General features: G+C 53.9%; 19 protein-coding genes and 1 riboswitch. Of the genes, 3 read left to right on the top strand and 16 right to left on the bottom strand.

What is annotated here, in order from left to right; genetic code table 11:
- Nucleotides 1-9: 9 nt before the first annotated feature.
- From N909_RS0120800 to N909_RS0120785, 4 genes are all read right to left on the bottom strand, one after another.
- Nucleotides 10-5199, bottom strand: a complete 5190-nt coding sequence (locus tag N909_RS0120800) for a RecQ family ATP-dependent DNA helicase (protein ID WP_029918042.1) — start codon at nt 5197-5199, stop codon at nt 10-12.
- A 517-nt stretch (nt 5200-5716) separates the two neighbouring features.
- Nucleotides 5717-6556, bottom strand: a complete 840-nt coding sequence (locus tag N909_RS24920) for a hypothetical protein (protein ID WP_029918041.1) — start codon at nt 6554-6556, stop codon at nt 5717-5719.
- A 191-nt stretch (nt 6557-6747) separates the two neighbouring features.
- Nucleotides 6748-7512, bottom strand: a complete 765-nt coding sequence (aroD, locus tag N909_RS0120790; protein WP_029918040.1) for a type I 3-dehydroquinate dehydratase — start codon at nt 7510-7512, stop codon at nt 6748-6750.
- A gap of 318 nt (nt 7513-7830) precedes the next feature.
- Complete coding sequence (locus tag N909_RS0120785) at nt 7831-8334, bottom strand: methyltransferase family protein (protein ID WP_029918039.1); 504 nt, start codon at nt 8332-8334, stop codon at nt 7831-7833.
- 258 nt (nt 8335-8592) lie between these two features.
- Between N909_RS0120785 and N909_RS0120780 the strand changes: the two genes are divergently transcribed.
- Together N909_RS0120780 and N909_RS0120775 are read left to right on the top strand one after the other, a co-directional pair.
- A complete protein-coding gene (locus N909_RS0120780; protein ID WP_029918038.1) occupies nt 8593-9102 on the top strand; it encodes a hypothetical protein in 510 nt (169 codons plus the stop codon).
- Between the two features lie 424 nt (nt 9103-9526).
- Nucleotides 9527-9603: riboswitch (cyclic di-GMP riboswitch) on the top strand.
- 177 nt (nt 9604-9780) lie between these two features.
- Nucleotides 9781-11508 carry a MopE-related protein gene (locus N909_RS0120775; protein ID WP_051689994.1) on the top strand — a complete coding sequence of 576 codons (1728 nt, stop codon included), beginning with the start codon at nt 9781-9783 and terminating at the stop codon, nt 11506-11508.
- A gap of 116 nt (nt 11509-11624) precedes the next feature.
- On the opposite strand, the gene ttdB is transcribed toward N909_RS0120775, so the two are convergent.
- From ttdB to N909_RS0120735, 8 genes are all read right to left on the bottom strand, one after another.
- Nucleotides 11625-12230, bottom strand: coding sequence for a L(+)-tartrate dehydratase subunit beta (gene ttdB / locus N909_RS0120770; protein WP_029918036.1), 606 nt, complete (start codon nt 12228-12230; stop codon nt 11625-11627).
- On the bottom strand, nt 12227-13126 hold the full coding sequence (gene ttdA, locus N909_RS0120765) for a L(+)-tartrate dehydratase subunit alpha (RefSeq protein WP_029918035.1): 900 nt from the start codon (nt 13124-13126) through the stop codon (nt 12227-12229). The genes ttdB and ttdA overlap by 4 nt, the downstream gene beginning before the upstream one ends.
- Before the next feature lie 75 nt (nt 13127-13201).
- Nucleotides 13202-14365, bottom strand: coding sequence for a mandelate racemase/muconate lactonizing enzyme family protein (locus N909_RS0120760; RefSeq protein ID WP_029918034.1), 1164 nt, complete (start codon nt 14363-14365; stop codon nt 13202-13204).
- Between the two features lie 45 nt (nt 14366-14410).
- Nucleotides 14411-15673, bottom strand: a complete 1263-nt coding sequence (locus N909_RS0120755) for an aconitase/3-isopropylmalate dehydratase large subunit family protein (RefSeq protein WP_029918033.1) — start codon at nt 15671-15673, stop codon at nt 14411-14413.
- A 13-nt stretch (nt 15674-15686) separates the two neighbouring features.
- Nucleotides 15687-16772 carry a tartrate dehydrogenase gene (locus N909_RS0120750; RefSeq protein WP_029918032.1) on the bottom strand — a complete coding sequence of 362 codons (1086 nt, stop codon included), beginning with the start codon at nt 16770-16772 and terminating at the stop codon, nt 15687-15689.
- 52 nt (nt 16773-16824) lie between these two features.
- On the bottom strand, nt 16825-17295 hold the full coding sequence (locus N909_RS0120745) for a tripartite tricarboxylate transporter TctB family protein (protein ID WP_029918031.1): 471 nt from the start codon (nt 17293-17295) through the stop codon (nt 16825-16827).
- Between the two features lie 3 nt (nt 17296-17298).
- A complete protein-coding gene (locus N909_RS0120740) occupies nt 17299-18843 on the bottom strand; it encodes a tripartite tricarboxylate transporter permease (protein WP_211254006.1) in 1545 nt (514 codons plus the stop codon).
- A gap of 103 nt (nt 18844-18946) precedes the next feature.
- Nucleotides 18947-19912, bottom strand: a complete 966-nt coding sequence (locus tag N909_RS0120735; RefSeq protein ID WP_029918029.1) for a Bug family tripartite tricarboxylate transporter substrate binding protein — start codon at nt 19910-19912, stop codon at nt 18947-18949.
- 267 nt (nt 19913-20179) lie between these two features.
- Here N909_RS0120735 and N909_RS0120725 point away from each other — a divergent pair, with 267 nt between their 5' ends.
- Nucleotides 20180-22042: a sigma-54-dependent Fis family transcriptional regulator gene (locus N909_RS0120725; protein ID WP_029918028.1), complete on the top strand. Its 1863-nt coding sequence runs from the start codon at nt 20180-20182 to the stop codon at nt 22040-22042.
- 62 nt (nt 22043-22104) lie between these two features.
- Here N909_RS0120725 and N909_RS0120720 read toward each other — a convergent pair whose 3' ends face one another.
- From N909_RS0120720 to N909_RS0120705, 4 genes are all read right to left on the bottom strand, one after another.
- Entirely contained in the window at nt 22105-22338 is a 234-nt protein-coding gene (locus N909_RS0120720) for a thioredoxin family protein (protein ID WP_029918027.1), read from the bottom strand.
- Between the two features lie 17 nt (nt 22339-22355).
- Nucleotides 22356-23663 (bottom strand): permease, encoded by a 1308-nt coding sequence (locus N909_RS0120715; protein WP_029918026.1) that lies wholly within the window; start codon nt 23661-23663, stop codon nt 22356-22358.
- A 48-nt stretch (nt 23664-23711) separates the two neighbouring features.
- A complete protein-coding gene (locus tag N909_RS0120710) occupies nt 23712-24044 on the bottom strand; it encodes an ArsR/SmtB family transcription factor (protein WP_036684196.1) in 333 nt (110 codons plus the stop codon).
- A 146-nt stretch (nt 24045-24190) separates the two neighbouring features.
- The gene (locus tag N909_RS0120705) at nt 24191-24901 is read right to left on the bottom strand and encodes an RraA family protein (protein WP_029918024.1); all 711 of its coding nucleotides are present in this window, start codon (nt 24899-24901) and stop codon (nt 24191-24193) included.
- Nucleotides 24902-24924 lie beyond the last annotated feature (23 nt).

The raw sequence follows: 24924 nt of genomic DNA, 5'->3' as shown, positions 1-24924 counted from the left end.
AAACAAATGCTACTTGTCAGTCCAGATTATTTCAATCAGAGGTATTTCCCAACGTTCATTGCACAGTTTTTCCTTAAACGCGGCATCACTGCCATCCTCTGACAGGCGTTCAATCATAGCAATCACAGACGCTTTTTCGATCTTATGTAAGTTGTCATGCCAGAATTCATAAGCATGCTTCGACAATACCGCCACGCGGATCCCATTACTTGTTTTTATTACAATCCTGCCATTTTCCTCATGCAGACCAACTGACATTCCCGTATCTAACTGGGATAGCGTCTGATTGATGTTGGTATCAGATTTTTGGCGGCCGGCATAATCAATAAACAAATCCCTCAATCCAATTAAATCATAACGCCGCTTGAGAATTTCAAAAGGAACATCTGGCAGCCCAGGGCTAAAACAAAAAAGTTGATTATCAGTTAATTTATTCTTTATCGACACTATAAAAGGATTTTTCTGATCCTGACGCAAATACAACGACAATGTCTGCTTTGCTCTAGTCATGCCAACGTAATAAACCCGTCGTTCTTCCTCTAAATCGTTCTTCCGTCCATCCCAATGACCATCTATCAATAAAACATGCTCGAATTCTGTTCCCTTGGCGAAATGGACAGTGCTCAGAAACACACCTCGTTCCATAAATCGATCCCGCTTTTGCTCAGCTAAAGACTCCCAAAGGTAATCGATAGCTTGCGATACCGGCAATTCAGAGTTTCCTGTTTCGCTATGCCATTCATCGAGACATAGCAGAAGTAATTCCCACCAAGGATTTGACGCAACCACCTTTGTTCCAAGGTTCTCAATAAATAATTTTTCTAAATCCTTTGCACGTCTAAATTCATATTTAATCGGCGCTAACCGCTCGAAGAACAATCTGATTTCGCGAACACGCCCAATGGGCAAGGACAAATTCTGCCCACTATAAGAAATAGGTATTGTGAAATATTCAAGAGCAGCTCGCACCGGAGCTAAATCTTCATGATTTCGAGATAAAACAGCACATTCACCCCAGTGTAACGCTGGATTGTTCCTCTTTAAACGTTCGAGGTGTCCGACGATTGCCTTCGCCTGTGCAAAAGCATCAGCTACCGCACAGATTTGAACCCGCCCCTTACCGACATCGTCCAAATGACTCCAATCCCCGCCAGCAACAAGACGCTCGCGCCCTTTGTTGATTCTGATCGGATACTCAATCTTCATCCGATCTTTGTTTTCAGCAATCAACGCATTGCCTGCAGCAATGATGTTGGCCGTCGAGCGAAAGTTTTCGATCAAATGATGATATCTCGCCCCGTAGTCATGTTCAAATTGACGAATAAAAGTAACGTTAGCCCCACGAAAGGAATAAATATTCTGATCATCGTCACCGACAGCCATAATGGTTAATTTGCTGTCATCATCTTCATCCAATGTCCGTCCGGCGATGGCAGAGACTAGCTCATATTGACGTTCATCGATATCCTGATATTCATCGACCAAAATATGGCGATACCCAGCAAGCAACCTATCCCGCAAAGAGTCTTCATCCAAACCGGGAAGATTCTCTTCACCTTTAAGCAGCCTTATCGCTTGATCGATCAACTCATCAAAATCGATATTCTCTTCCCCACGACTGACCAATCGTTCAGCAAAGGAGGTCCCGGTCAAACGCATCGCTAAGCCATGATAGGTAAGAATCGTTACCCCCACGGCATCACTGTCAACAAGATCCCACAACCGCCTGCGAAGAGTTGCCGCCGCCTGACGGTTGAAGCACAAAATTAGAATGCTGGTCGGAGGAACCCTGATGACCCGCAAAAGATATGCACAACGATGTACAACAACCCGCGTCTTACCCGAACCAGGCCCCGCCAGCACCAGCATGTTTTCGTCTTCAGGAGCTGCCACGATAGCTATTTGCGATGGATTTTCCAGGTTGTCAACGATGCGCCGATAGGAATCCTGGCTGGTCGCTCGATCCAAAACTTCTTTACGGCCAGCAAAGAACCTGGCAATAAAATCACGCTTTTCCATTGAGAAATAAGCGGCAACCAATCCCAATGCCTGTTTAATTTTTTCGGCTCCCAGGCGCGCGTATTCGTTCATCACATGCACCTGAAAAGTTCGTTCATGATAATGTTGTTCCAGCGGCGTGTAATCTCCTTTGTTATAGCGCTTTTTGGTATCCAACAGTTTGATCGTCATCGCTTGACGAAAAACGGCCAACCCTTGTTGCAAAACAATAACGTCCTGCTCATGCAAAAACATCAAGGCCCGTTCAATGGCTGCTAGCTCGTTTTTCACTTGCCCCGCCAAAAACAAATCCCCCTTCAGTGCTAAAACCAGATCATCCAAGGAAAATTCGACCAGAATATCTTTTCCAGCTGAGGTTTTTTCAGGAATTTTGGCCATAATCGCATCCAACAAAACCTTGGCAAGATCCGATCGAACCCGAGCAGTTTGAATCAATACCTCCCAGTTTCGATGCAGCTTGACGCGATAGTGTTCCGAACTGATATAGACAAGATCAAGACTACCCCGCTGTCCAGCCAAACCTTTACCATCAAGACTCAGGCTTCGAATGATTTTCAGCAAAAATTCGGGGACACAAACAAACCCCATATCGACCAAACGCTGATTAACCCGTCGCGGAGACAACTGTAGCCAACCCTCTGCGTCAGGTTCCTCTTCCTGCAATAATTTCAACAAAGCCGTTTCCAAATGGCAGACCTGCTCAAGCAACTGCGGAGAACTCTGAGCTATTTTATAGCGAACAAAAGCCGTCAAAAGCAGATCTCGCTTAATCAAGCCTGCCTCAGCCATTTCATTAAGAGTTTTCAGTATCCGTTGAGAATCTGCAATCTGCAGGGAGACTCCCTCTGATCGATCTTTGGGCTCTGTGAACTCGGGCAATTCAGCCAATTGGTCCGCACTTAATCCTTCATCAGGATCGGCATTGATAAGTGCTTGCAAAATAGCCATCCAACGCTGTTGGGTTGAAATGGAAACGTTTAACAGGTCAATCTTCTGGCGAGCTTCATTGAGATTTTTCACCACAGGACGGCCTTGAAATACCCCTGTCCTATTATGATTTCGCTCTAAAAAGCCCGCCCGTTCCAACCAGGCAACAGCCGTTTTCACTTTTGTCGAGGCCAGCCTGTCATCCGAGTCAAAACTAGTCTCAACCACCTCGCTACGTAACAATTCACCCGCGGTTACCACGATTTCACCGTCGCGGTTTCGCTTCGCTAATTTCAACCCACGTAGGATCTGGCGTATGTCGCGCAGGCTTAGCTCAGACAAACCACCCATCTTGAATTGGGTTTCGATGTCCTGCTCGTCGTAAAGCAGGACACATTCGGCCGCTTGTTGGTCACGGCCTGCCCTGCCCGCCTCTTGTATATAATTTTCCAAAGAACCGGGAATCTCCGCATGGACAACAAGCCTGACATTCTCCTTGTCGATCCCCATGCCAAATGCATTGGTCGCAACAATGATCTGAATATTTCCAACGATAAACTCTTCTTGTATTTGCTTTTTAATCGGTGGTTTCAGACCAGCATGAAAAGCGGCACTGGAAAATCCCTTGACCTGCAGAAATTCGTTGATTGCTTCAGTTTGTTTGCGCGTTGCAGCATAAACAACAGCCGCCCCATCCGCGGTCAAACGTTCTTGCAGTAGTTCGGCAACCCGCCCCATTTTTTCCGCACGAGTCACGGTCTGAACTTCAAAATTAAGATTGCTGCGCTCAACACCCCCTTCGAATAGCTTCAGTTCATGCCCTAATTCACGCCGAAAATAGTCAGTTATCTCTTCAATAACCGCTTTTTTTGCCGTTGCAGTAAAGCAAGCAATCGGCGGCAGAGGAATCTTTTGGGATTGGCAAAACTCACGGATAAAACGAGCGGCATAAAGATAATCGGTTCGAAAATCGTGACCCCATTTCGACAAGCAATGAGCTTCATCAAACACCCAGCAACCGATTTCACGCTGACTGATAACATCTCGAAAAGATTTATTGCGCAGCTGTTCAGGAGACACGTAAAGAATGGCGACATCCCCCAAGCGAACGGACTCAAGCACTTGCCCTCTTTCCGGGGCCGTCAGCATGCCATATAACGCGGCAGCAAACGGAGTGCCTGTTTTAACCATCAGGTTATCAACCTGATCTTTCATCAAAGCCTGAAGCGGAGAAATAACTATCGTCAAGGTCCCCCGCCGATGGTTACGAACGAGTGCCGGCAATTGGTAGCAGAGCGATTTTCCCCCACCGGTGGGCAGGATTGCCAACTGAGGTCGATCGCTCATACCATAACGGACAATACTCTCCTGCAAGCTGCTTCCATCATCTGCTTCCGGTACGGGTCGAAAAGCTGGAAAACCAAAATAACGAGACAATTGAGACACTGGATTATGATTAGTTCGGCAATAATCACAAGCAGTGTCTTCGCAGGGGATATCCCGTAGTTGCCTTAAAATAGAAACCGTACCTCGGAAATTATTGCGCACCCAAGGTGGTAAAACTGAATTGTGACCACTGACCTGCAACCAGGCAATACAGTAAGCCAAAGTCGCGCACTCTTCCGGATCCCAAATATATTGATTACAGACTGCCCGCAAAGCGGTTTTGCAAACTTTCCCTTCGGTCAGTTTGATAACTCCTTGGATTGCATCTTCCAACTCTAAGAGCTTGGCTCCAACAGCAGCAAATACATCACTTATACCATCCCACTTGGTCGCAGAATTTGTAGAGTTTTCAAAACAATAACGGTAAAACTCAACCAGCAGAGGGTTCTGCAGGTATTGTTGCTCAAAGGCGTCACACTGATCGGAAAAAATAGCCGCCGCCAAGCGAGCATCGGCAACCGGATCATTCACCGATTGACGAACCAGCTTGTAATCTTTAACCAACCGATGATAGGGGTTTTCAGGAAAAGCAAGGGGGGAAAGGTATAAGGTATCAATAACCGGTTTTTTTAATAACGATAATTCTGGGGCCAAGGCTGATAGTAACGGCAAATCATGCCCTAGTAGGTTGTGACCTAAGACATGAGACGCAGCACTGCCGAACTGATCCAGCTCGACAAGCGCTGCTTTTAAATCAAATTTTCCCTGACGTTCAAAGGTTTGACCCTGAAATACCGCCCCAATTTTGATGATTTTACCTTCGAGGGTAGTTTCGAGGTCGAGAAACAAAGATTCAGAGCTTAACATTGAACATCTCATTGAATATGGGTATCCCGATGACAGGGAAAATATTTAACAAGCAACAAGCATCCACCGATTCCAAGGGGAGTTTGCTAGCGATTTCAACGAGTAAATGCCAGTGCATCACGCCCGGAGCCACATCCGGCATCAATAATCAGCGATCTCGGCTCCACCCTTGCAAAAAAAACAGTTGATAAAGGGAGTCCATCGGCACATCAAAGGTGCTATCAAAAAAGTCCTGTGCCTTTTGATCATAATAAGATGTTGACTGTTTATCTTGATCAGATTTCAGACTTGCCCCCCTTTGCAGAAAAAACAAAACCGCCTATGGCGTGCATCACATCATCCATGGCGGCCCTTTTCATTTTGGCAGGATAGACGGTTTTGAAAACCGGCCTTTATCCAATTTGTATTAGCGGAATCATATTATAGGAAAGTGATTTTTAATGCCAGCTTAATTTCCCCGCAACCTGAGAGTCATTAATCCGGCGCTGTAGCGGTGCAGTTGATAAGGAGGGAACACTCAATCGTCCTTGTTGTCTTTTTGTTCCTGCATCTTTCGTTTATACCACTCGGTATCCCCGTAGAGCGTTTCCTGGCATTCGGCGCAAATGCCATGGCTGAAATGAGCGTCGGTGTGGTTTTCAATATAAGCCTCGATCCGGTTCCAGTAGCCCTGATCATCACGGATTTTTTTGCACGAGGCACAGATGGGGAGCAGTCCGCTGAGGGTTTTGACTTCGGATAAGGCCTGCTCCAGCTGGGCGTTGGTAGCCTTCAAAACATCGCGTTGCTGACGAACTTCATCGATCAGGACCTCGGTTCGTTCCCTGTAGTTCAGAATCGCAACACAAGAAACGGTGCAGAACAGAGCGGTGTTGATAATATAAGGGAACCAATGGGAATAGCTGGTCATGAGCAGATCGGCATCATATTGAAAACTTATGATTTTTGAGCAAAACAGAATGGCAATGACCGTATACATTGCCATTAAACCCAAAATATAGAGATAGGTGGAACGACGGGAATGACAAATGGAAAAAATGACTGCTGCAGCCGGGATGATGGTCGTGGTGCCGGCCATAATGCCGAGGGAGAAGACACCGGCCAAGCCTCCCACGGTATATAGAGCCAAGATGAATATGGCTTTCTGCCGAACCCCAAACCGACGCCGATAAATGGTAAGAAGAATCAGCAGAACAATGCAGAGAAAGTGGATAAGATCCCGGATGTGCCAGCCAATGTAAAGGGCTCTGATTTGACCGGCTCCATAGGAAATCAGGACAAAATTGGAGAGCATAATGACCTGATTGAGCAGTTCGTCTTTGATGTGGCTCTTGCCTACTGCAATGTTGCCCGCCATACGCTCTCCGAATTAACATTACCAATCTATTTCAAAGAAACTATCGATTTTACCGATCATAAAGCAACTTAAATCACTGTTTTAGAGATAGCAACTGTTTTAATCGCTTTCCCGTAACCTCAAAGAAAATCAGCCCCGTCCGGAAGGCGGGGCTGTTCAATGAAGGTCAAAATGAATGCTAACGTGGAAAATCAGTTGGAACTTCGGTGAATCAGGTCCAATGCACCTTGGAGATCTTTAACGCCGATCTGCCCCGGTGCTGAGGCTTTCTTGGCGGCCCCAAAGGTCAGGCAGGAACCGAAGATCTCACAGGCCAGGCGGCTGATAACGCCCTGCCCGCCCATGGACATGGTGATGATGGGTCGGTCGGCATATTGCTCTTTCATGATGGTGGTCGCTTCCAGCAGGGTCAAAACATCCTGGGCCGATTTGGGCATAACGGCGATCTTGGGTATATCAGCGCCCAGGTCCTGCATTTTGCGCAGCCGGTAAATGATATCGTCTTTGGCCGGGGTCTTATCAAAGTCATGATTGGAGCCAACCACCTTGACGCCATTAGCGTGAGCCGCGGCAATGACGCCAGTAACGGTCTCAGCGCCAATGAAGACTTCAACATCGATCAGATCGACCAGGCCGCTGGCCGCAATGGCGCTGTTGATCCGCAAATAGTCTTCCGGGGTGATGGCGCAGGCACCGCCTTCATTGGCGGTCCTGATGGTGAACAGCAGCGGGATGCCGGCCAGGGCTGGCACCAGATCGGTTAAAACGTCTATCACCTTGTCCGGGTCGGTGATCCCTTCAAACCAATCCGCACGCCATTCGACAACATCGACCGGGATGTCCTTAAAGCTCTTTGCTTCCTCGACAATGGCCGCTTTGGTTTCCGCAACAATGGGCACACATATTTTGGGCAGCCCTTCCCCGAAAACAACATCCTTAACCTTGACAGTATTCATCCGACGTCTCCTTTGAGCAAAAATAACCGGCTGCTGCGCCTCTGGCAGAAGCTTTCAACAACCTGCTGACATTGATAATAGATATAAACCACAACTAGTTAGTTGCCATCCGGAAACTCCGAAGGGCAACGGCTAAGTTTTCAGATTGGAAACGAGCAATTTTTCGTTGTGGCAAGGACATCAAGGGGATGCGCGGAGGCGTAGTCCTTTACGCCGCACAAGAAAACCCGCAGATTGACACCGCCACAGCGGAAAAGGGCCGTTTCCGGATGAAAACTAGTTAGTATCAGAAAACTCTCGATGACAACCAATTAAATTTCAAAATAGCCGCGGCAGCAAAAAAGGCACCTGCTGGCGGTATTCCGCAAACTCATCCTTGAACCGCCTGGCCAGATAGCGTTCTTCTTTGCGTAAAAACCAAACCTGCCAGACCAAAAAGATCGGCAGGCTGATCAGCAGCGCTGCGGACAACCGGCACAGCAACACCAACCCGATTGCAGAAAGATCGTAACCGAAAAACATGGGGTGGCGACAGATCCCATATACGCCTTGGCGGACCAGGATCTGAGGCGGTCGGCGCGGGTTGGGCGTGCCTTTGCCAATCCGGCTGAAATCGAGAGTTGCCGCGCTGATAAAAAATCCACCCACCGCCAGCAGCACGACCCCAATGGCAACCATCGGCAGGCCGCCCGCCAGCAACGGCCAGTCCAGCAGCTGATCGAGCAACCAGCCGGAACCGAGCACCAAGCCCGGGATAGCCAGCCAGTAGAGGCAGGCGTCACGGAGCTGGTAACGGAGAATATCTTTGCGCCAAAGACTCATCCTGTGACTATAACCTGCTCTTCCCCGGCTGTAAAAAACTTCCCGCATTTTACAGCAATTTACGCCCGACAGATGCTTTGGCACTGCACAATATGCTTCACCGCACGGGGAATATTCTCTGGTTCTAAATCCTGCCTGTGCAGTCAAAACCTATAACGTGTTGAATTTATGTATTTTTTAAACTTGGCACCGGTTTTGATAAGAGAATGGGCAGTTGTTGAAAATCGATTCAACAAAATTTTTCCAAGGAGAGGTACAATGAAAAAAATCAGTATTGCAGCTATCAGCATCTTTTCAGTGACCGCTATGGTGTTTGCAGCCGCCACTTTTGCAACCCCCGGACTGAGTGATAAGGAACTGGGCATTGGTGCTTACAGTGAGCACGCATCGGTCGACAGCAACCGGCTGAGCGATAAGGAACTCGGCATCGGCGCTTATAATGAACAAGCTTCGGTGGACAGTAACCGTCTGAACGACAAGGAATTGGGTATCGGTGCCTACAGTGAGCATGCATCGGTTGATAACAACGGGCTGAGCGACAAGGAACTGGGGATCGGTGCTTATAGTGAGCATGCTTCGGTGGATAGTAACCGTCTCAACGATAAGGAACTGGGGATCGGTGCTTACAGTGAGCACGCATCGGTCGACAGCAACCGGCTGAGCGACAAGGAACTCGGCATCGGCGCTTATAATGAGCAGGCTTCGGTGGATAGTAACCGTCTGAACGACAAGGAGTTGGGTATCGGTCAATACAGCGATCATGCCTGATCAAGGATAAACATCCGCAAAACCAAAGGCCCGCGCTTTACAGCCGGGCCTTTAATTTTGTAGCAACGATTCCTCCTCGCCCCCCTTCTGCTCCCAGCTCGTTGGCATCCGGAAACTCCGGATGCCAACGCATAAGTTTAATGTGCATAGGTTTTGACAGGGCTGAAAGTCCCTAAAATAGCTCCCTCTTCCCTCGTGGGAGAGGGTTGGGGTGAGGGGGGAAACAAGCCAGCATTTCCACCCCCATCCTAACCTTCCCCCATCAAGGAGGAAGGACTCAATTCATAGAATCTGAAAGTCCATAGTTTTGAACTAGCACACTGGAACGATAAATCCCGGGCATTATACTGGTAAAAAAGTGTTGCACTTTTTTATGAGTTTTGTTTAAACTGCCGATACTTATTTTCATATATCACGATCTTGATATCGATAATACTTAACCACCTGCGAAGGTGGGGCGGAAAGCCCACAGGGTCTTACTGAGACAGCCGGGTTGCCGAATATCTTTTCACCAAGATAACTGGCAACCCGGCTTTTTTTTACAATCTGCCACATGAGAGTTGCGGCGTGGTGCCGCGACCAGCCCGGGGACATCTTTTCTGCAGACAGGCAGCGCAATCCACCCTGCTGCAATGCAGATGTGCTCCGGGTGAAATTAAATGAAAAGGAGATCAACAAATGAAAAGAGCAGGTAAAATCGGTGTATTACTGTGTTTTTTGTTCCTTGCCGGAGTCCTTACCGCAACCGCGGCCCCGCCTGATCGCGATCATGACGGCTTCAGCAGACGGGTCGACTGCAACGACAGGGATCCGCGGATCTTCCCCGGCGCACCGGAAATCTGCGGCGACAACATCGACCAGAATTGCGACGGCGTGCCGGATGACGGCTGCACCATCACACCACCGCCGACAGAACCAACCGATCCGACTGAGCCACCGGCACCTACCGAGCCGCCAACACCCACTGATCCCACCGGTTCAACTCCGCCACCGACCACCGGCCATGCCGGTCTGACCTATAGCGGTCCCGACCTTTGCCTGAGCTGTCATCAGGTTGAAGCGGCCGAGATGTTCAACTCCCTGCACTACCAATGGCAGGGCGACACCCCCTACATGACCTTCGGTCCGGAAAAACAGGGAAAAATCGCCGGTGCGGTCAATTCCTATTGCGGCAATATCAGCGGCAACTGGGGTGGCTGTTCCGCCTGTCATACTGGTCGCGGACTGGTTCCAGAAACCGTGCAGTCGCCGGAGCAACTGGCTAACATCGACTGTCTGCTCTGTCATCAGAAAGAGTACCGCCGGGTCAAGGTCAACGGCGTCATGGTCCCGGATACCGCCAATATGAGCATCAGCATGGACGAGGCGGTACAGACCGTCCATTTGCCGCAACGGGAGAACTGCCTGAATTGTCACGCCAAGGCCGGGGGCGGAGATGCCCTCAAGCGTGGCGATCTGGCCCTGGCTTCCGCCAATACCACGGATCGCACCTATGATGTCCACATGGCCACCAGCGGCGCGAACCTCAGTTGCCAGAGCTGCCACCAGGTGGAAAACCATCGGATTGCCGGGCGCGGTTCCGACCTGCGCGCCACCGACCTGGATGTCCCGGTCAGCTGCAGCAACTGCCACCGCTCCACGCCGCACTCCAACTCGACCCTGAATCGGCATACGGCCAAGATCGCCTGCCAGACCTGCCATATTCCGGTCTACGGTAAAAACGCCGCCGATACCGCCAGCACCGAAGCCACCGAGACCGAACGCCACTGGCAACAGGGCACCGAACATGCGGCCCCGCCCTTCCATCCGGTGGTGGTCAAGGCCAACAACCTCAAACCTGTCTACCGCTTCTGGAATGGCCTGAGCGAGAACTACATGCTTGGCGAAATTACCGGCATCGATCCGGCCACCGGCGCTTATCCGACCTCGCGTCCGGCCGGCACCATCAATGACGGCAAGCTTTACCCGTTCAAGTACAAGATTTCGGACTACCCCATGCGCACGGCCAGCCAGGAGCTGATCCCCCTTGATACCAGTGTCTTCTTTGCCAGCGCCGACGCCGATGCCGCAGCGCGGGCCGGTCTGGTCAACATGGGCTACAGTTCAGCCGATGCCTATGAGTGGGTCACCACCGACACCTTCCAGGCCCTGAATCACCAGGTCAGCCCCAAGAGCCAGGCCCTCAACTGCACCAACTGCCACCTGAGGACCAGCGAACTGGACCTGCAGGGCGAGCTCGGCTATGCTCCTAAAAAACCGCAATCCACCTGTTCCCTGGCCTGCCACAGCAGCTCCAAGGCAGCGGAATGGCGCTATGGTGATTGGGAAGAATACCAGGCCCACCATAACAAACACGTCAATGAAAAAGGCGCCACCTGCGCGGATTGCCATAACTTCAGCAGGTAGCATACGGTAAAAAATCGCTAAAAAAATTGCCAGTCACCCCGCTCATGACGGGGTGACTGGCAAGCCTTATCCGCAAAGATCCGGGCAAACAGAACGCGGCCCGGATTTCTGAACAGCTACTTGATAAAACGCACCTGTTTGGAAATCTCCTCCACAATCGGCACTTTTTTCTCATTGAACCGGGCTTTGTTCATTTCGAACAGATTGTTCCCTTTGGTGTCGATGGAGATGATCAAGGGTCCGAAGTTCTTGACCCGGGACACCCAGAGGGCTTCGGGCATGCCCAGATCGAGCCATTCGACCCGTTCGATCTTTTCCACCTCGCTGGCCGCGAGGACCGCACAACCGCCGGGGAACACGGCATGTACCGCCTTGTACTCCGCGCAGCCGGCCACGGTTTCCGGGCCCATCCCCCCTTTGCCGATGATCAGCTTGACGCCGGTCTGGCGGATGAACTCTTTTTCATGCACTTCCATGCGCATGCTGGTGGTCGGACCGATGGAGATCATTTTCCAGCCCTCACCATCCTTGGCCACGATCGGTCCGGCATGGAGGATCGCCATGCCGTCCAGTTCGACCGGCAGTTTCCGGCCCAGATCAATCAGGCGGCGGTGCCCCATATCCCGGCAGGTCACCAGGTAGCCGTCCAGGAAAACAATGTCGCCGGCGCTCAGCTGCTCAATATCTTCATTCCGAATCGGTGTGGTGAGAATTTTCTTCACAGCGTCACCCCCTTATGCGACAGAATTTCATAGCTCAGGTCTTCCTTGATATGAATGGTCCCGCGCCGATGCGCCCAGCAACCGACGTTGATGGCCACGCTGATGGTGGACGGATGGCGGGCCGCGGTTTCGATGTGCACCCCCATGACCGAATTTTTGCCGGAGAGCCCCTGCGGACCCAGGCCGATCTCATTGAGCCCTTTTTCGATCAACAGCTCCATTTCCGCCCCGCGCGGATCGGCATGACGCGAACCGATGGGCCGGAACAGGGCTTTTTTGGAGAGGTTGGCGGCCACATCGATGGACCCGCCGATACCGATTCCGACCAACAAAGGTGGACAGGCGTTCACCCCGTAGGAGGTCATGACATCGAACACGAACTGGGTCACCCCTTCATAGCCGGCCGCCGGCATCAGGGTCTTGCCCTGGCCGGGCAGGCTGCAGCCGCCGCCGGCCATATAGACCTCGATGGTGATATCGGCCTGGTTGGGCAGGATCTCCCAGTCGATCCAGGGGATGCGCTCACCGGTATTGTTGCCGGTGTTCTTTTCTTCAAAAATCTGCACCGCGTTGTGACGCAGGGGCGCGGTACGGGTGGCGGTGCGCACCGCTTCATCGAGCACCGGTCGGACCTCGGAGAGCAGTGGAAAGTCGGCCCCGGCCTTAATAAAAAACTGAATAACCCCGGTATCCTGGCAGCTGGGACGATTCAGCTCTTCGGCCTTGGCCAGGTTCTCGAACATCGAATCGTAGACCACCTTGGCCAGGGGGCTGTCTTCTTCCGCGCGCAACTGGCGTAGTTTGGCAAGGATATCATCGGGCAAATGCTTGCCGACATAGTCGGTGAACTTCGCCATAATATCGGTCATGGCCGCTACGGCCTGTTCATGCTGCATGTTATGACTCCTTCTGGATCGGGTTAAGGATGTGCCGATTCGTCATTTTCATTCCCAAGGCTTGGCAAGCCTCGGTTAGACCAGTCGCTGCATCTCCCGGTAAAGATCCGCCTTCCCTTCAAAACCGATTCCCGGCAGATCGGGCATGAGGATATGGCCGTCCACCACGGCGACACCGTCGGGAAACCCACCATAAGGCTGGAACAGATCGGGATAGGATTCGTTGCCGCCCAGGCCCAGCCCGGCGGCGATATTGAGTGACATCTGATGCCCGCCATGAGGAATACAGCGCTGCGCCGACCAGCCGTACTCCTTGAGCATTGCCAGGGTACGCAGATATTCGACCAGCCCGTAGCTGAGGGCACAGTCGAACTGCAGCCAGTCGCGGTCAGGGCGCATCCCACCATAGCGGATCAGATTACGGGCATCCTGCATGGAGAAGAGGTTTTCCCCGGTGGCCATGCTGGCGGAATAATGATTGGCCAGATTGGCCTGTAGCTCATAATCCAGAGGGTCGCCGGGCTCTTCGTACCAGAACAGGTTGTAGGCCGACAGTGCTTTGGCATAGTCAATGGCGGTAGGCAGATCGAAGCGGCCGTTGGCATCGACGGCCAGGCGCTGCCCCGGACCCAGAATCTTGAGGACCGCTTCGATGCGGGCCAGGTCTTCGGCCAGGGTTGCCCCGCCGATCTTCATTTTGACCACTGTATAGCCGCGGTCGAGGTAGCTCTGCATCTCGTCCTGCAGGGCGCGGTGATCCTTACCCGGATAATAATAGCCGCCAGCCGCATAGACAAAGACCTTACGCTGCGGCTGGCCGTCCCCGTAACGCTCGGCAAGCAGCTGAAAGAGCGGTTTTTCCTCAATCTTGGCCACGGCATCCCAGACCGCCATGTCGATGGTGCCGACCGCCACCGAGCGTTCGCCGTGCCCGCCCGGTTTTTCATTGCTCATCAGACAGGTCCAGATCCGCTGCGGATCGAGGTTGTCACGCTCCGAATCCAACAAGGTTGCGGGGTCCGCCTCCAGCAGGCGGGGCCGAAAGCGCTCGCGGATCAGGCTGCCCTGGCCGTAGCGCCCGTTGGAATTGAAACCGAAGCCGACCACCGGCTTGCCGTTGCGCATAACGTCGGTGACCACGGCCACCAGACTCAGGGTCATTTTACTGAAATCGATATAGGCATTGCGTATCGGCGATGCAATCGGTTTGGTGACCTCTTTCAGTTCGACAATCTTCATCAAGCAAACCCTTTCCTTCCCTTCCGGGGACCAAGTAACAAGCTATCAGTTGCATGGATTAAGAAACACGGCCGGGTCGATGATTTCCCCGGCCCGGGCTGCCGCAGCGACGGCGGCCGGGGAGGCCAGAAAGATTTCCGTCCGCGGAGTCCCCAGCTGACCGAAAAAACTGTGGTTGGCCGAAGCGATACAGGTTTCCCCCGCGGCCAGCAGCCCCTGCCGGCTCCCGCCACAAGCGGCACAGCCGGGCGTGATCAGGGTTGCCCCGGCCTGGATCAGGGTCTGCAGATGGCCAAGGGCCATAGTTTCCAGTAAAACATCCTTGGAGGCCGGCACCACCAACAGGCGGACCCGCGGATGGATCTTGCAGCCGGACAGGATATCCGCGGCCACGGCCATATCCTCGACCCGGCCGCCGCTGCAGGTTCCCAGGTAGGCCTGATCAATGCGCCGGCCGACCAGCTGCTCCAGCGGCAAGGCCTGGCATTCGCTGTGCACAACCGCCAGCTGTGGCCTGAAGCCGCTGACATCGAAACTGAACTCCGCGGCATAGCCATAGTCGGCGTCGCTGCACATGGGGCGGAATTGTTCGACACCTTTTTCACGCAGATAGTCAAAGGTCAACTCGTCCGGCTGGACATAGCCGGTCAGGGCGCCCATTTCAATCACCATATTGCACAGGGTCATACGTTGCGAGACCGGCAGCCGATTGAGCAACGGCCCGGCAAATTCCACTGCCCGACCCACGGCGACCTCTGCTCCCAGTTGGGTCCTGAGCTGACGGATGATATCTTCGGCAAACACTCCGCCGGGCAATTCACCGGCCAGGTTGACCCGCAGCACTTCCGGGACTTGCACATCCAACTCGCCGGTCAACAGAACCGTTGCCATCTCACCAGCTGGCACGCCGCAGCCAAAAGCACCGAGAGCGCCATGGGTGGAGGCATGGGCATCGGTCATGATCACCAGCTCGCCGGGTCGGCTCAGCCCCTGATCGGCCAGCACCTGATGAGAGATGCCGCGATCGATATCCATGAGCTGGGCGATCTCCTGGTCATGGCAGAAGTTGCGCAACAGCCGTTGATCTTCAGCCTGGCTCAGGGTCGCAGCAGGCGTGTAATGATCGAAGAACAGCAGAATGTTGCCAGCCGCAGCAACCCGCTTGCCACCCATGGCGTAAAAGGAACGCACCGTCTGCGGGTCATGATCGCTGATTCCGGCCACATCGATCCGGCAGGTGACTTTTTCACCCGCCCTGACCCGATTTTTTGCCGCAGCCCGGGCGAGAATTTTTTCCAGCGCGTGCATGGCGCAGGCTCAATCAGTTGCGGGCAGCTCCGGCCAGCGCCTTGATCCGCTCGCAAACCGCGTCGGTCACTTGACGGGTATTGGCGTTGCCGCCGATATCCGCCGTAGTGGTCCCGGCCGCCAGCGTATCGGTCAAGGCCTGCATCACCAGCTCGCCCCCCTCGGCATAGCCGAGATGATCGAGCATCATCGCCCCGCACCAGATCTGCCCCATGGGGTTGGCAATCCCCTTGCCGGCGATATCCGGGGCCGAGCCGTGGACCGGTTCGAACATGGACGGATATTCCTTTTGCGGATTGATATTGGCCGATGGCGCCACGCCGATACTGCCGGCGATGGCCGGGCCGAGGTCGGTCAGGATATCCCCGAACAGATTGCTCCCCACCACCACGTCAAAATCCTGTGGATGGGTAACAAAGCGGGCGCAAAGGGCATCGATATGAAATTGATTCGTGGTGATCTCCGGGTATTCCAAGCTGACTTCTTTAAAGACCTCGTCCCAGAACGGCATGGTAAAGTTGATCCCGTTCGACTTGGTGGCTGAAGAAACCTTGCCCCGACCGGTTTTGCGCGCCAATTCAAAAGCGTAACGAATAACCCTTTCGACCCCGAAACGGGTAAAGACGGTATTCTGGACCACCACTTCCTGGGCTGTTCCCGGATAGAGCCGCCCGCCCATGTTGGAGTATTCCCCTTCGTTGTTCTCGCGCACCACCAGGAAATCGATATCCTCCGGCTTCTTATCAGCCAGCGGCGTGCGCACCCCGGGCAGCAGCTTGACCGGGCGCAGGTTGATGTACTGCTGGAAGGTTCGGCGGATCGGCAGCAGCAGCCCCCACAGGGAGACATGGTCGGGAACGCCGGGGAAGCCCACCGCGCCAAGATATATGGAAGCACAGGAGCGCAGGGTATCCAGCCCGTTTTCCGGCATCATCCGGCCGTGTTTCAGGTAGTATTCGCAGCTCCAGTCGAGATCGAGATATTCCAGGCGCAACCCGCCGTGGACCTCACAAAGAGTATCCAGCACTTCGCGGCCGGCGGCCACTGTTTCCTTGCCGATTCCGTCACCGGGGATTGCGGCGATCTGAAAAACATTCATGTCCAAACCCTTTCCCTGAAGAGAGTTCAAGCAACTGTCAACCGGTCTCGCCTCAACCGAAAATCCGCCCCGGAGGCAAAGGAACCTTCAACAGATATTCAAAGACAAAGACCAGCAAATAGGTCATGGCCAGGGCGATGATAACGGCACTCAGGATGCAGCGGAGCGAGGTGCGCCGCTCACTTAAATACCAGGTGATACTGCCGAAACCGACCACCCCGGTCAGGGCAAATCCCAGGTAGCGAAGCAAAGTCGCCCAGGCCAGCAGAATAACCGCCACCACGATCATTTCCCGCCAGTGCTTTTTTCCCTTTTCCGCGCTGGCCCCGTCACCATCCTTGATGGTTCGATACGGCGTGAACGAGAGAATAAAGGTGATTGCCACCAGCAGAAACAGACAGCCCATCACCACATCGGGGAAGATCCCCCCGAAGGGCGTCATGTAGTTGCGTTCCGACCAGAGTACGGCGACAAAGATAAAGATCAGGATGGACCCGAGCAGGTCCCTGGCTTTGGCACTCATGGGCTACTCCTCCTTGTCGGTGTCGAAAGGCACTTTGCGGCCGGTCGGTCGGCGCAGGAAACGTTTGATATGACCCAGGTACGGCCAGAAGAAGGACATCAGGCAAAACGCGATCAGGACCCAGGACAGCGGACTGGTAAACAGGGTGACATAGGGCCAGGCATTACCCTGCCCCATCAGGTAACTCTGCACCAGCCCTTCTTCCATGATCGGTCCCAGGATCAGGCCGAGGACAATGGGCGCACCATGGAAACCGAGATAGCGCAGGCCGAAACCGATCACCCCGAAAATCAGCATCAACAGGACATCGGTATAATTGTTGCGAATGGCATAGGAGCCGACGATGGTGAGAATCCCGATGCCGGGAATCAGGTATTTCGGCGACAGGGTGGCGACAAAGCGGCTCAGCAGGCGTCCACCGTAGAGGCCGACCGGAATCATCACGATGGCGGAAAGGCCGACGGCGAGCATGAAGGTATAAGTAATGTCCGCGCGTTCCGTAAACAGCTCCGGCCCGGGTCGCAACCCCTGCAGCATCAACACGCCGTAGATGATGGCGTCAGGTGGTGCGCCAGGGATGCCGAGGGTGACCAGCGGAATCATGCCACCGCCGACCACCGCGTTGTTGGCAGCCTCGGTCGCGACGACTCCGTCAATAATCCCGGTGCCGAATTTTTCCGGGTGCTTGGAGGCCCGGCGCGCTTCGTTATAAGCCACCAGGTTGGCGATATTGCCGCCGGCCCCGGGCAGGATCCCGACCACCGTGCCGATGATGGAAGAACGGATCAGGTTGCCGGGTTTGGAAAGAACCTTGCGGACCGTATCGCCCAGCACACCTTTTTGTTTTTTGAACTCCAGAGCCTGATGATTCTTGACCCCGTTCAAGGCCAGGGTCAGCAGCTCTGGCACGCAGAACAGCCCGATCAGCATAACGATCAGGTTCAGGCCTCCCTGCATGGCCGGAATATCAAAGGTGAAGCGGACATCGCCGCCGATGGGGGCAATGCCAATGGTGGAGATCAGCACTCCCAGCCCGGCACCGGTCATCCCCTTTAAAAAGGACCCTGCCGCCAGGCTGGAGATAATCGTCAGGCCGAACACCCCGACCCAGAAATATTCGGCCGGACCGAAGCGCAGAGCTATTTCTGCCAGCGGCGGACTGAGAAAGATCAGCGCAATGACCCCGACCAGCCCCCCGACTGCAGAAGCGAGAGTAGCCGCGACGATCGCTTCTTCGCCCCGCCCCTGTTTGGCCAGGGGATAACCGTCAAAAGTCGTGCCGATGGAGCTCGGCGTTCCCGGCGTGTTGATCAGGATTGCGCTGAAGCAGCCGCCATAGATGCAGCCCATATAGATCGCCCCCAGCGTCACCAGTCCGGCCACCGGGCTCATGGTGTAGGTGAACGGGACCAGCAGCGCCACAGCCATGGTTGCGGTCAGCCCCGGGAGGGAACCGACAATCATCCCGGCTACGGTCCCGGCCAGCACCAGCAGCAGGTTTTCCAGGGAAAACACATGGGTCAGGCCCATAAGAATATGATTGAACACTGAGCAAGCTCCCGCGTAAAGATGGTTGGTTCAGAAGGAGCCGGTTCGGAACGGCGCCTGAACAGCGACGCCCTCCCGAACCGGCTGGGACAAACAGAGGGAATTACTTCTTGATCAGTCCCATTTCCGCCATCAGAACTTTGTATTCAGCCATCTTTTTCTTCACGAAATCAGTCGCTTCCTGCGGGCCCATGGCTTCGATCTTGAAGCCGTTTTCATCCATTTTTTTGACCACTTCCGGGTCCTTCATGACCTTGTCAAAGGTATCGGCCAGATATTTAATCCGATCGTCGGGAGTTCCGGGAGGGGCGGCAACGCCGCGATAGGCACCTTCAACCAGGTCATAGCCGAGCTCTTTAAAAGTCGGCACGTCAGCCAGCACCGACATCCGTTTATCGGACATGATGGCCAGGGGACGGAATTTATCCTTATAGCGGATCGCCATGGTCGAGTAGGTCATCAACGCGCCGACATGGCCGCCAAGCAGGGCCGGAGTCGCTGCACCGGAGCCGGAAAACGGGATGTAGGTCAATTTCACTCCGGCAGCTTTGTTGAGCATGATCACACCGAGTTCGTTGGCCGAGCTGCTGCCGCTGCCGCCCGCCGTAACCACACCGGGGTGCTCCTTGGCGTAATCGAGGAGATCTTGGAGGGTTTTGAACTCACTATCCTGACGGACCACCAGGATATTGGGGGTGCTTTCAAACATGTAGACCTGCTGCAGATCCAGGGTCTCATAACCGGCGTTGCCACGGGTCAGCGGTTGCAGGATGATATGCGGCAGGTTGTCGCCGGCGATGGTGTAGCCGTCGGGCTTGCTCTGAATCAGTTCGGACCAGCCGACCGAACCGCCCCCGCCGATTTTGTAGGAGACAATCACGTCCTGACCGAAATACTTCTTCAGCGGTGCTTCCTGAATCCGGGCGGTTAAATCGGACTCACCACCGGGATTGAAGCAGACAATGTAGGTCAGCGGTTTACTGGGAAAGGTCTCCGCGGCGACCGCCAGCGGCAAAGCCAGGACAACAGCCAATATCAGTAGTAATGCACAGATATTCCTTCTTTTCATGCCATTTCCTCCTTTTAGGGTTGGGGTGCTGAAACAGCCTCGAAAAATGAAGTCAAGGGACAGGCCAGGCCTGCTCCCGGCATCACAACAGAACAATCTGCCAGATCAAATCCTGATCGCTTACCGATTCATTAAAAATAGCGATATTCATGCCAACGAGAACAATCATCGTAAAATCAGGGTGTTTACAATTGTTGCATTGAAAAAAACTGCCCATTGTTGCAATATTGTTTCACAACGTTCCAACCCGTTTCACCAGGAGCCGCCATGTCAAAGATTGCCTGCATACTTCCGGATCAAAGGCTGTTCGAACAGACCCGCCTGGTTTTCCAGGCCCAGCATCAGGACATCCATATTGATATCGGCCTGCTGGAAGACGGCGTCCGCCTGGCCGAGCGCCTGAGCAAAGAGGGATTTGAGGTTTTCATCAGCCGTGGCAAGACCGCTGCGCTCATGAAGCAGGCCGGGCTGGAAGCATCCATCGTGGAAATGCCCTTTACGGTTCTGGACATTTTTCAGACCATAGAAAAAGCCAAATTTCACGGCCACCGGATCGGGGTGGTGGCCTTTGCACCGATGATCCTCGGCCTTGACCAGCTCGGTACGCTGCTCGGCGCAGCGATCCGTTTTTACCCCCTCGAAGACGAAGAAAAGGTTGAAGCAAAGATCCTTGAGGCGGTGGCCGACAGTGCCGACATCATCGTCGGCGGTGCGGTGATGGGGCGGGTCGCGGCCCGGCTCGGCATCCCTTTTGCCCTCATTGAGAACAGTCCTGAAAACATCATTCAAGCCGCCCAGGAGGCGAAAAACATCGCCTTTGCCAGGCAGTTGGAGAAAGCCAAGGGGAACCTGTTCCGCGCCGTCCTCGATTATGCCTATGACGGGGTGGTTTCGGTGAATGCCGAGGGACGGATCACCATCTTCAACCCGGTTGCCGAAAAGGTCACCCAGCGCACCGCGACAGAGGCCGTGGGCATGCCCATCGACAGCATCTGGCCTGAGCTCGCCCTTGACCGGGTGCTCAATTCCGGCCGGGAAGATCTCGGCCACCTGCTCACCGTGAACAATGAGCATGTGGTCTGCAACAAGGTGCCCATCCGGGTCAATAAACAGGTGGTCGGTGCGGTCGTCACCTTTCAGGACGCGACCAAGCTGCAACAGCTGGAAGCACGGGTCCGCCGCCGCTTGTTTGCCACCGGCCATGTGGCCGGCCACCGCTTTGCGGATATTATCGGCAACAGCGCCCGGATGCAGAAATCCATTGCCCTGGCCAGGGACTTTGCCGGCACCGATGCGGCGATTCTGATTCAGGGCGAGACCGGTACCGGCAAAGAGATCTTCGCGCAGAGCATTCATAACGCCAGTAGCCGCAGCCAGGGTCCCTTTGTCGCCCTGAACTGCGCTGCCCTCCCCGCCCAGATCCTGGAAAGTGAGCTGTTTGGTTATGTTGGCGGAGCTTTTACCGGAGCCAGCCAGAAAGGGAAAGCCGGGCTGTTTGAGATCGCTCACGGCGGAACTCTGTTTCTGGATGAGATTGCGGAAATGGAATATCGGACCCAGGGGAAACTGCTCCGGGTTCTGCAGGAAAAAAAGGTCATGCGCTTAGGTAGCGACCGGGTCACCCCGGTGGATGTCCGGATTGTGGCCGCCACCAACCGGGCACTGAAGAGCCTGGTCAACGAAAACAAATTCAGGGCCGATCTCTACTATCGCTTAAACGTCCTCCAGCTCAGGCTCTATCCATTGCGAGAACGCAGCGAGGACATCGCCCCCCTGGCTCATTTTTTTCTGGCCCGACATGCGGAAAAGATGAATCGGAAACTGCAATTTTCCAGCGCCGCCCTGCAGGAATTAACCCGCCAGCGCTGGCCCGGCAATGTCCGCGAACTGCAAAACATCATTGAACGAATCCTGGCCACCCTGAAGGGCTCAACGATCGATACCGAAATGGTCCAGCAACACCTGGAAGACCTGCATGAAGAGAATGAAATCCAGGCGCAAATCCGTCAGGACGAGATGGAAGAAATCAGGCAGGCGTTGGCTCTGACCAGGGGAAAACATGCGGAAGCTGCCAGGATCCTCGGCATCAGCCGGTCAACCCTGTGGCGAAAGCTGAAGAAGACAACCTGAGCAGTCCCGCCGGATCGAACCCGGCAGGACTGCGGTGAAGAAAGAGCAGAGTCGACGCGATCTCAGCCGAGCAGCTTTTCAATATCTGCCGGGCTGGGAACCTTGCCGGTGATCACAACCTTGCCATCAACAACTAGTCCCGGCGTGGTCATGACACCAAAACCCATGATTTGATTCAGATCGGTCACCTTCTCCATATCGTAATCAAGACCGAGATTCTCTGCCGCCTGCTTGGCGTTGTCCGCCAGTTTCTGACATTTGGCACAACCGGTGCCGAGAATTTGAATTTTTTTCATAATCTGCCTCCTCAAGGTTAGAAAAATGCCCCATAAATCAGTCCGCTAGCAGTTGCCATCAACATCACCAGGACCACAAAGACCACGGTTTTTTTTGTTCCCATCACGCTGCGGATGACCAGCATATTTGGCAAAGAAAGCGCCGGTCCAGCCAGCAAGAGGGCCAGGGCCGGGCCTTTCCCCATGCCGGCTCCCATCAGCCCTTGCAGAATCGGTACTTCGGTCAGGGTGGCAAAGTACATAAAGGCACCGAACACCGAAGCAAACAGATTGGCAAACAGCGAGTTCCCGCCGACCAGCGAAGCCACCCAGGCCGAGGGGATCAGCCCTTCGTGACCAGGCCGGCCGAGCAGAACCCCGGCAATCAGTACTCCGATCAGCAACAAGGGGAGGATTTTTTTGGCGAAATCCCAGCTTTCCTCGAACCATTGCCCCATCTCACCATCGCGGGTGCTTCCCAGATTACTTAATACGGCTAGGCCGATCACACCGAAGGTAAAGGCCAGTTCCGGATGCTGAGGGACCAGCACGGCCATGACCAGGGCTGGAGTTGCGGCCAACAGAACCCGCGCCGTCCCGACCTTGAACCAGGTTGCGAGCATCACTGCCAGGGCCAGGGAGAAACCGCTGGTGATCCACCACTTGGCGGTATAAATATCATGCCAGAGCCCGCTCGGCTGATCGGTCTTTCCCCAGTTGGCGAAGACCAGGATACCAACCATGGCGGCAAAATACAGGGCGGTCTGCCACAACGGACGACTGTCGTCATCCGCGGCCATAACCGGAGCGGCAGCAGCTTTTTCAGCTTCTTCATGACGGAAGAAAAAGTGCATCAGCAGGCCGATGACCACGGCAAAGACAATCGCGCCGACGGCCCTGGCGATACCCATCTCCGGTCCGAGAATGCGTGCGGTCAGGACAATGGCCAGAATATTGATGGCCGGTCCGGAATAGAGAAAGGCGCAGGCCGGACCCAGCCCGGCACCCATCCGATAGATCCCGGCGAACAGGGGCAGAATAGTACAGGAACAGACAGCCAGGATGGTGCCGGACACCGAAGCCACACCGTAAGCGAGCAGTTTATTGGCAGTCGGTCCCAGGTATTTCATCACCGCTGCCTGGCTGACGAACACCGCCACGGCGCCAGCGATGAAAAAGGCCGGGACCAGGCAGAGCAGGACATGCTCTCGGGCGTACCATTTGACCAGGTAGAGGGATTCCATGATCGCCCCCTGCACTCGCGGCACATCCACCGGCAGGAAAAAGCAGCCTGCAAAGACCACGATAATCCAGAACAACGGCTTCCATTCGGTTTTCCAATTCATCACATATTTTCCTATTTGGCTGATTAGCCAAGAATCAGGTTAAAAAAACTACTTGTTCAGACCGGCAAGAGAGGCCGCGTGATCTTTGACCTGCGATTCCAGTACCGATTCGACACAACCGAAAAAATTCAGGATGCAGGGCACGCGCAAGCTGTAAAAAACTTGATTTCCCCGCTTGTCATCGACAACGATACCGGCTTGTCTGAGAACGGAGAGATGCTTGGACACGGTTGAGACATCCGCCCCGATCATCTCGGTCAGATCACAGACGCAGCACTCCCCTTTTTCCAGCTCTTCAATGATAAACAGTCGACTGGGATGGGCCATCGCCTTGAGGACCTTGGCCCGCGCATCGAGATGTTTTTTGCGTTGCTGAAACATGATCGGCTCCTTTGTCTATTTGGCAATATAGCCAAATAGACAAAGGCAAGTCAAGACTTCATCAAAAAATGCAAAGCAGGCAGTGAATGGTAAGCTATCAACTGAATGAATGGACCTGACGGCGGGCGCTGTGCAATGAGAAAAATTCAACGAGGCCTTCTTTCTAACATATCAACCACCCATTGCGGCGCAAGGTTAGGCAAAGGCCCTCCCCCAGCAAAAGCCTTTTCGTAGCTGCTGATATCTTTTTTGCGTTGAGTTTCATATTGTTGCTTTTCTTCTGCGTTAGTGAGGACCTGTTCAATTTGGTCACGGGGCACCACGGCCACACCATCTGCATCAGCAACCACCAGATCACCGGGATTGACTCGGACCCCGCAGCAGACAATAGGCGCATTCACCTTGCCAGGATCTTTTTTGACCGGTCCGCGCGGCGTCAGTCCGGTCGAAAAGACCGGCAGCCCCAGTTCAATGCAGGCCAGCAGATCCCGCGAACAGCCATCAATAATAATGCCTTTGAAACCGACCGCTTTCGCGGCGCCGATAATCAACTCGCCGATATATGCCCGTTCGCTATAACCTTGTCCGTCAATAACCATGACAAATCCGGGCCGACCGGTGTAAGTAGCCATATGAATGGGAAAATTGTCTCCGTTTGCGGTCGCTACGGTGACCGCAGTACCGACCACCTGCATCCTGTTGTCAAGCGGTCTTATTGCAGAAGACATGCAACCTTCCTGCGGAATGTCCAGACCTCTCATACCATCGCAAAGCAGAGCGGCACCGAGCCTTTCAGCTCTTTGCAGATAATGATCCGGCAATAAATCGGGATAGAGGCTGTCAATGTGATCTGTCATTTAAAAACTCCGGAGTAACTGTT

The organism is Pelobacter seleniigenes DSM 18267 (assembly GCF_000711225.1).
Lineage (GTDB): Bacteria > Desulfobacterota > Desulfuromonadia > Desulfuromonadales > Geopsychrobacteraceae > Seleniibacterium > Seleniibacterium seleniigenes.
This window is presented reverse-complemented; position numbering and strand designations above follow the sequence as displayed.

Bases quoted from the DNA above. Each gene is read 5' to 3' on its own strand.
- aroD (WP_029918040.1), bottom strand. From the start codon at position 7,512: ATGAATACTGTCAAGGTTAAGGATGTTGTTTTCGGGGAAGGGCTGCCC.
- N909_RS0120755 (WP_029918033.1), bottom strand. From the start codon at position 15,673: ATGCACGCGCTGGAAAAAATTCTCGCCCGGGCTGCGGCAAAAAATCGG.
- N909_RS0120720 (WP_029918027.1), bottom strand. From the start codon at position 22,338: ATGAAAAAAATTCAAATTCTCGGCACCGGTTGTGCCAAATGTCAGAAA.
- N909_RS0120725 (WP_029918028.1), top strand. From the start codon at position 20,180: ATGTCAAAGATTGCCTGCATACTTCCGGATCAAAGGCTGTTCGAACAG.
- N909_RS0120710 (WP_036684196.1), bottom strand. From the start codon at position 24,044: ATGTTTCAGCAACGCAAAAAACATCTCGATGCGCGGGCCAAGGTCCTC.
- N909_RS0120745 (WP_029918031.1), bottom strand. From the start codon at position 17,295: ATGAGTGCCAAAGCCAGGGACCTGCTCGGGTCCATCCTGATCTTTATC.
- N909_RS0120760 (WP_029918034.1), bottom strand. From the start codon at position 14,365: ATGAAGATTGTCGAACTGAAAGAGGTCACCAAACCGATTGCATCGCCG.
- ttdA (WP_029918035.1), bottom strand. From the start codon at position 13,126: ATGCAGCATGAACAGGCCGTAGCGGCCATGACCGATATTATGGCGAAG.
- N909_RS0120735 (WP_029918029.1), bottom strand. From the start codon at position 19,912: ATGAAAAGAAGGAATATCTGTGCATTACTACTGATATTGGCTGTTGTC.
- N909_RS0120785 (WP_029918039.1), bottom strand. From the start codon at position 8,334: ATGAGTCTTTGGCGCAAAGATATTCTCCGTTACCAGCTCCGTGACGCC.
- N909_RS24920 (WP_029918041.1), bottom strand. From the start codon at position 6,556: ATGGCGGGCAACATTGCAGTAGGCAAGAGCCACATCAAAGACGAACTG.
- N909_RS0120715 (WP_029918026.1), bottom strand. From the start codon at position 23,663: ATGAATTGGAAAACCGAATGGAAGCCGTTGTTCTGGATTATCGTGGTC.
- N909_RS0120705 (WP_029918024.1), bottom strand. From the start codon at position 24,901: ATGACAGATCACATTGACAGCCTCTATCCCGATTTATTGCCGGATCAT.
- N909_RS0120780 (WP_029918038.1), top strand. From the start codon at position 8,593: ATGAAAAAAATCAGTATTGCAGCTATCAGCATCTTTTCAGTGACCGCT.
- N909_RS0120750 (WP_029918032.1), bottom strand. From the start codon at position 16,772: ATGAATGTTTTTCAGATCGCCGCAATCCCCGGTGACGGAATCGGCAAG.
- N909_RS0120775 (WP_051689994.1), top strand. From the start codon at position 9,781: ATGAAAAGAGCAGGTAAAATCGGTGTATTACTGTGTTTTTTGTTCCTT.
- N909_RS0120800 (WP_029918042.1), bottom strand. From the start codon at position 5,199: ATGTTAAGCTCTGAATCTTTGTTTCTCGACCTCGAAACTACCCTCGAA.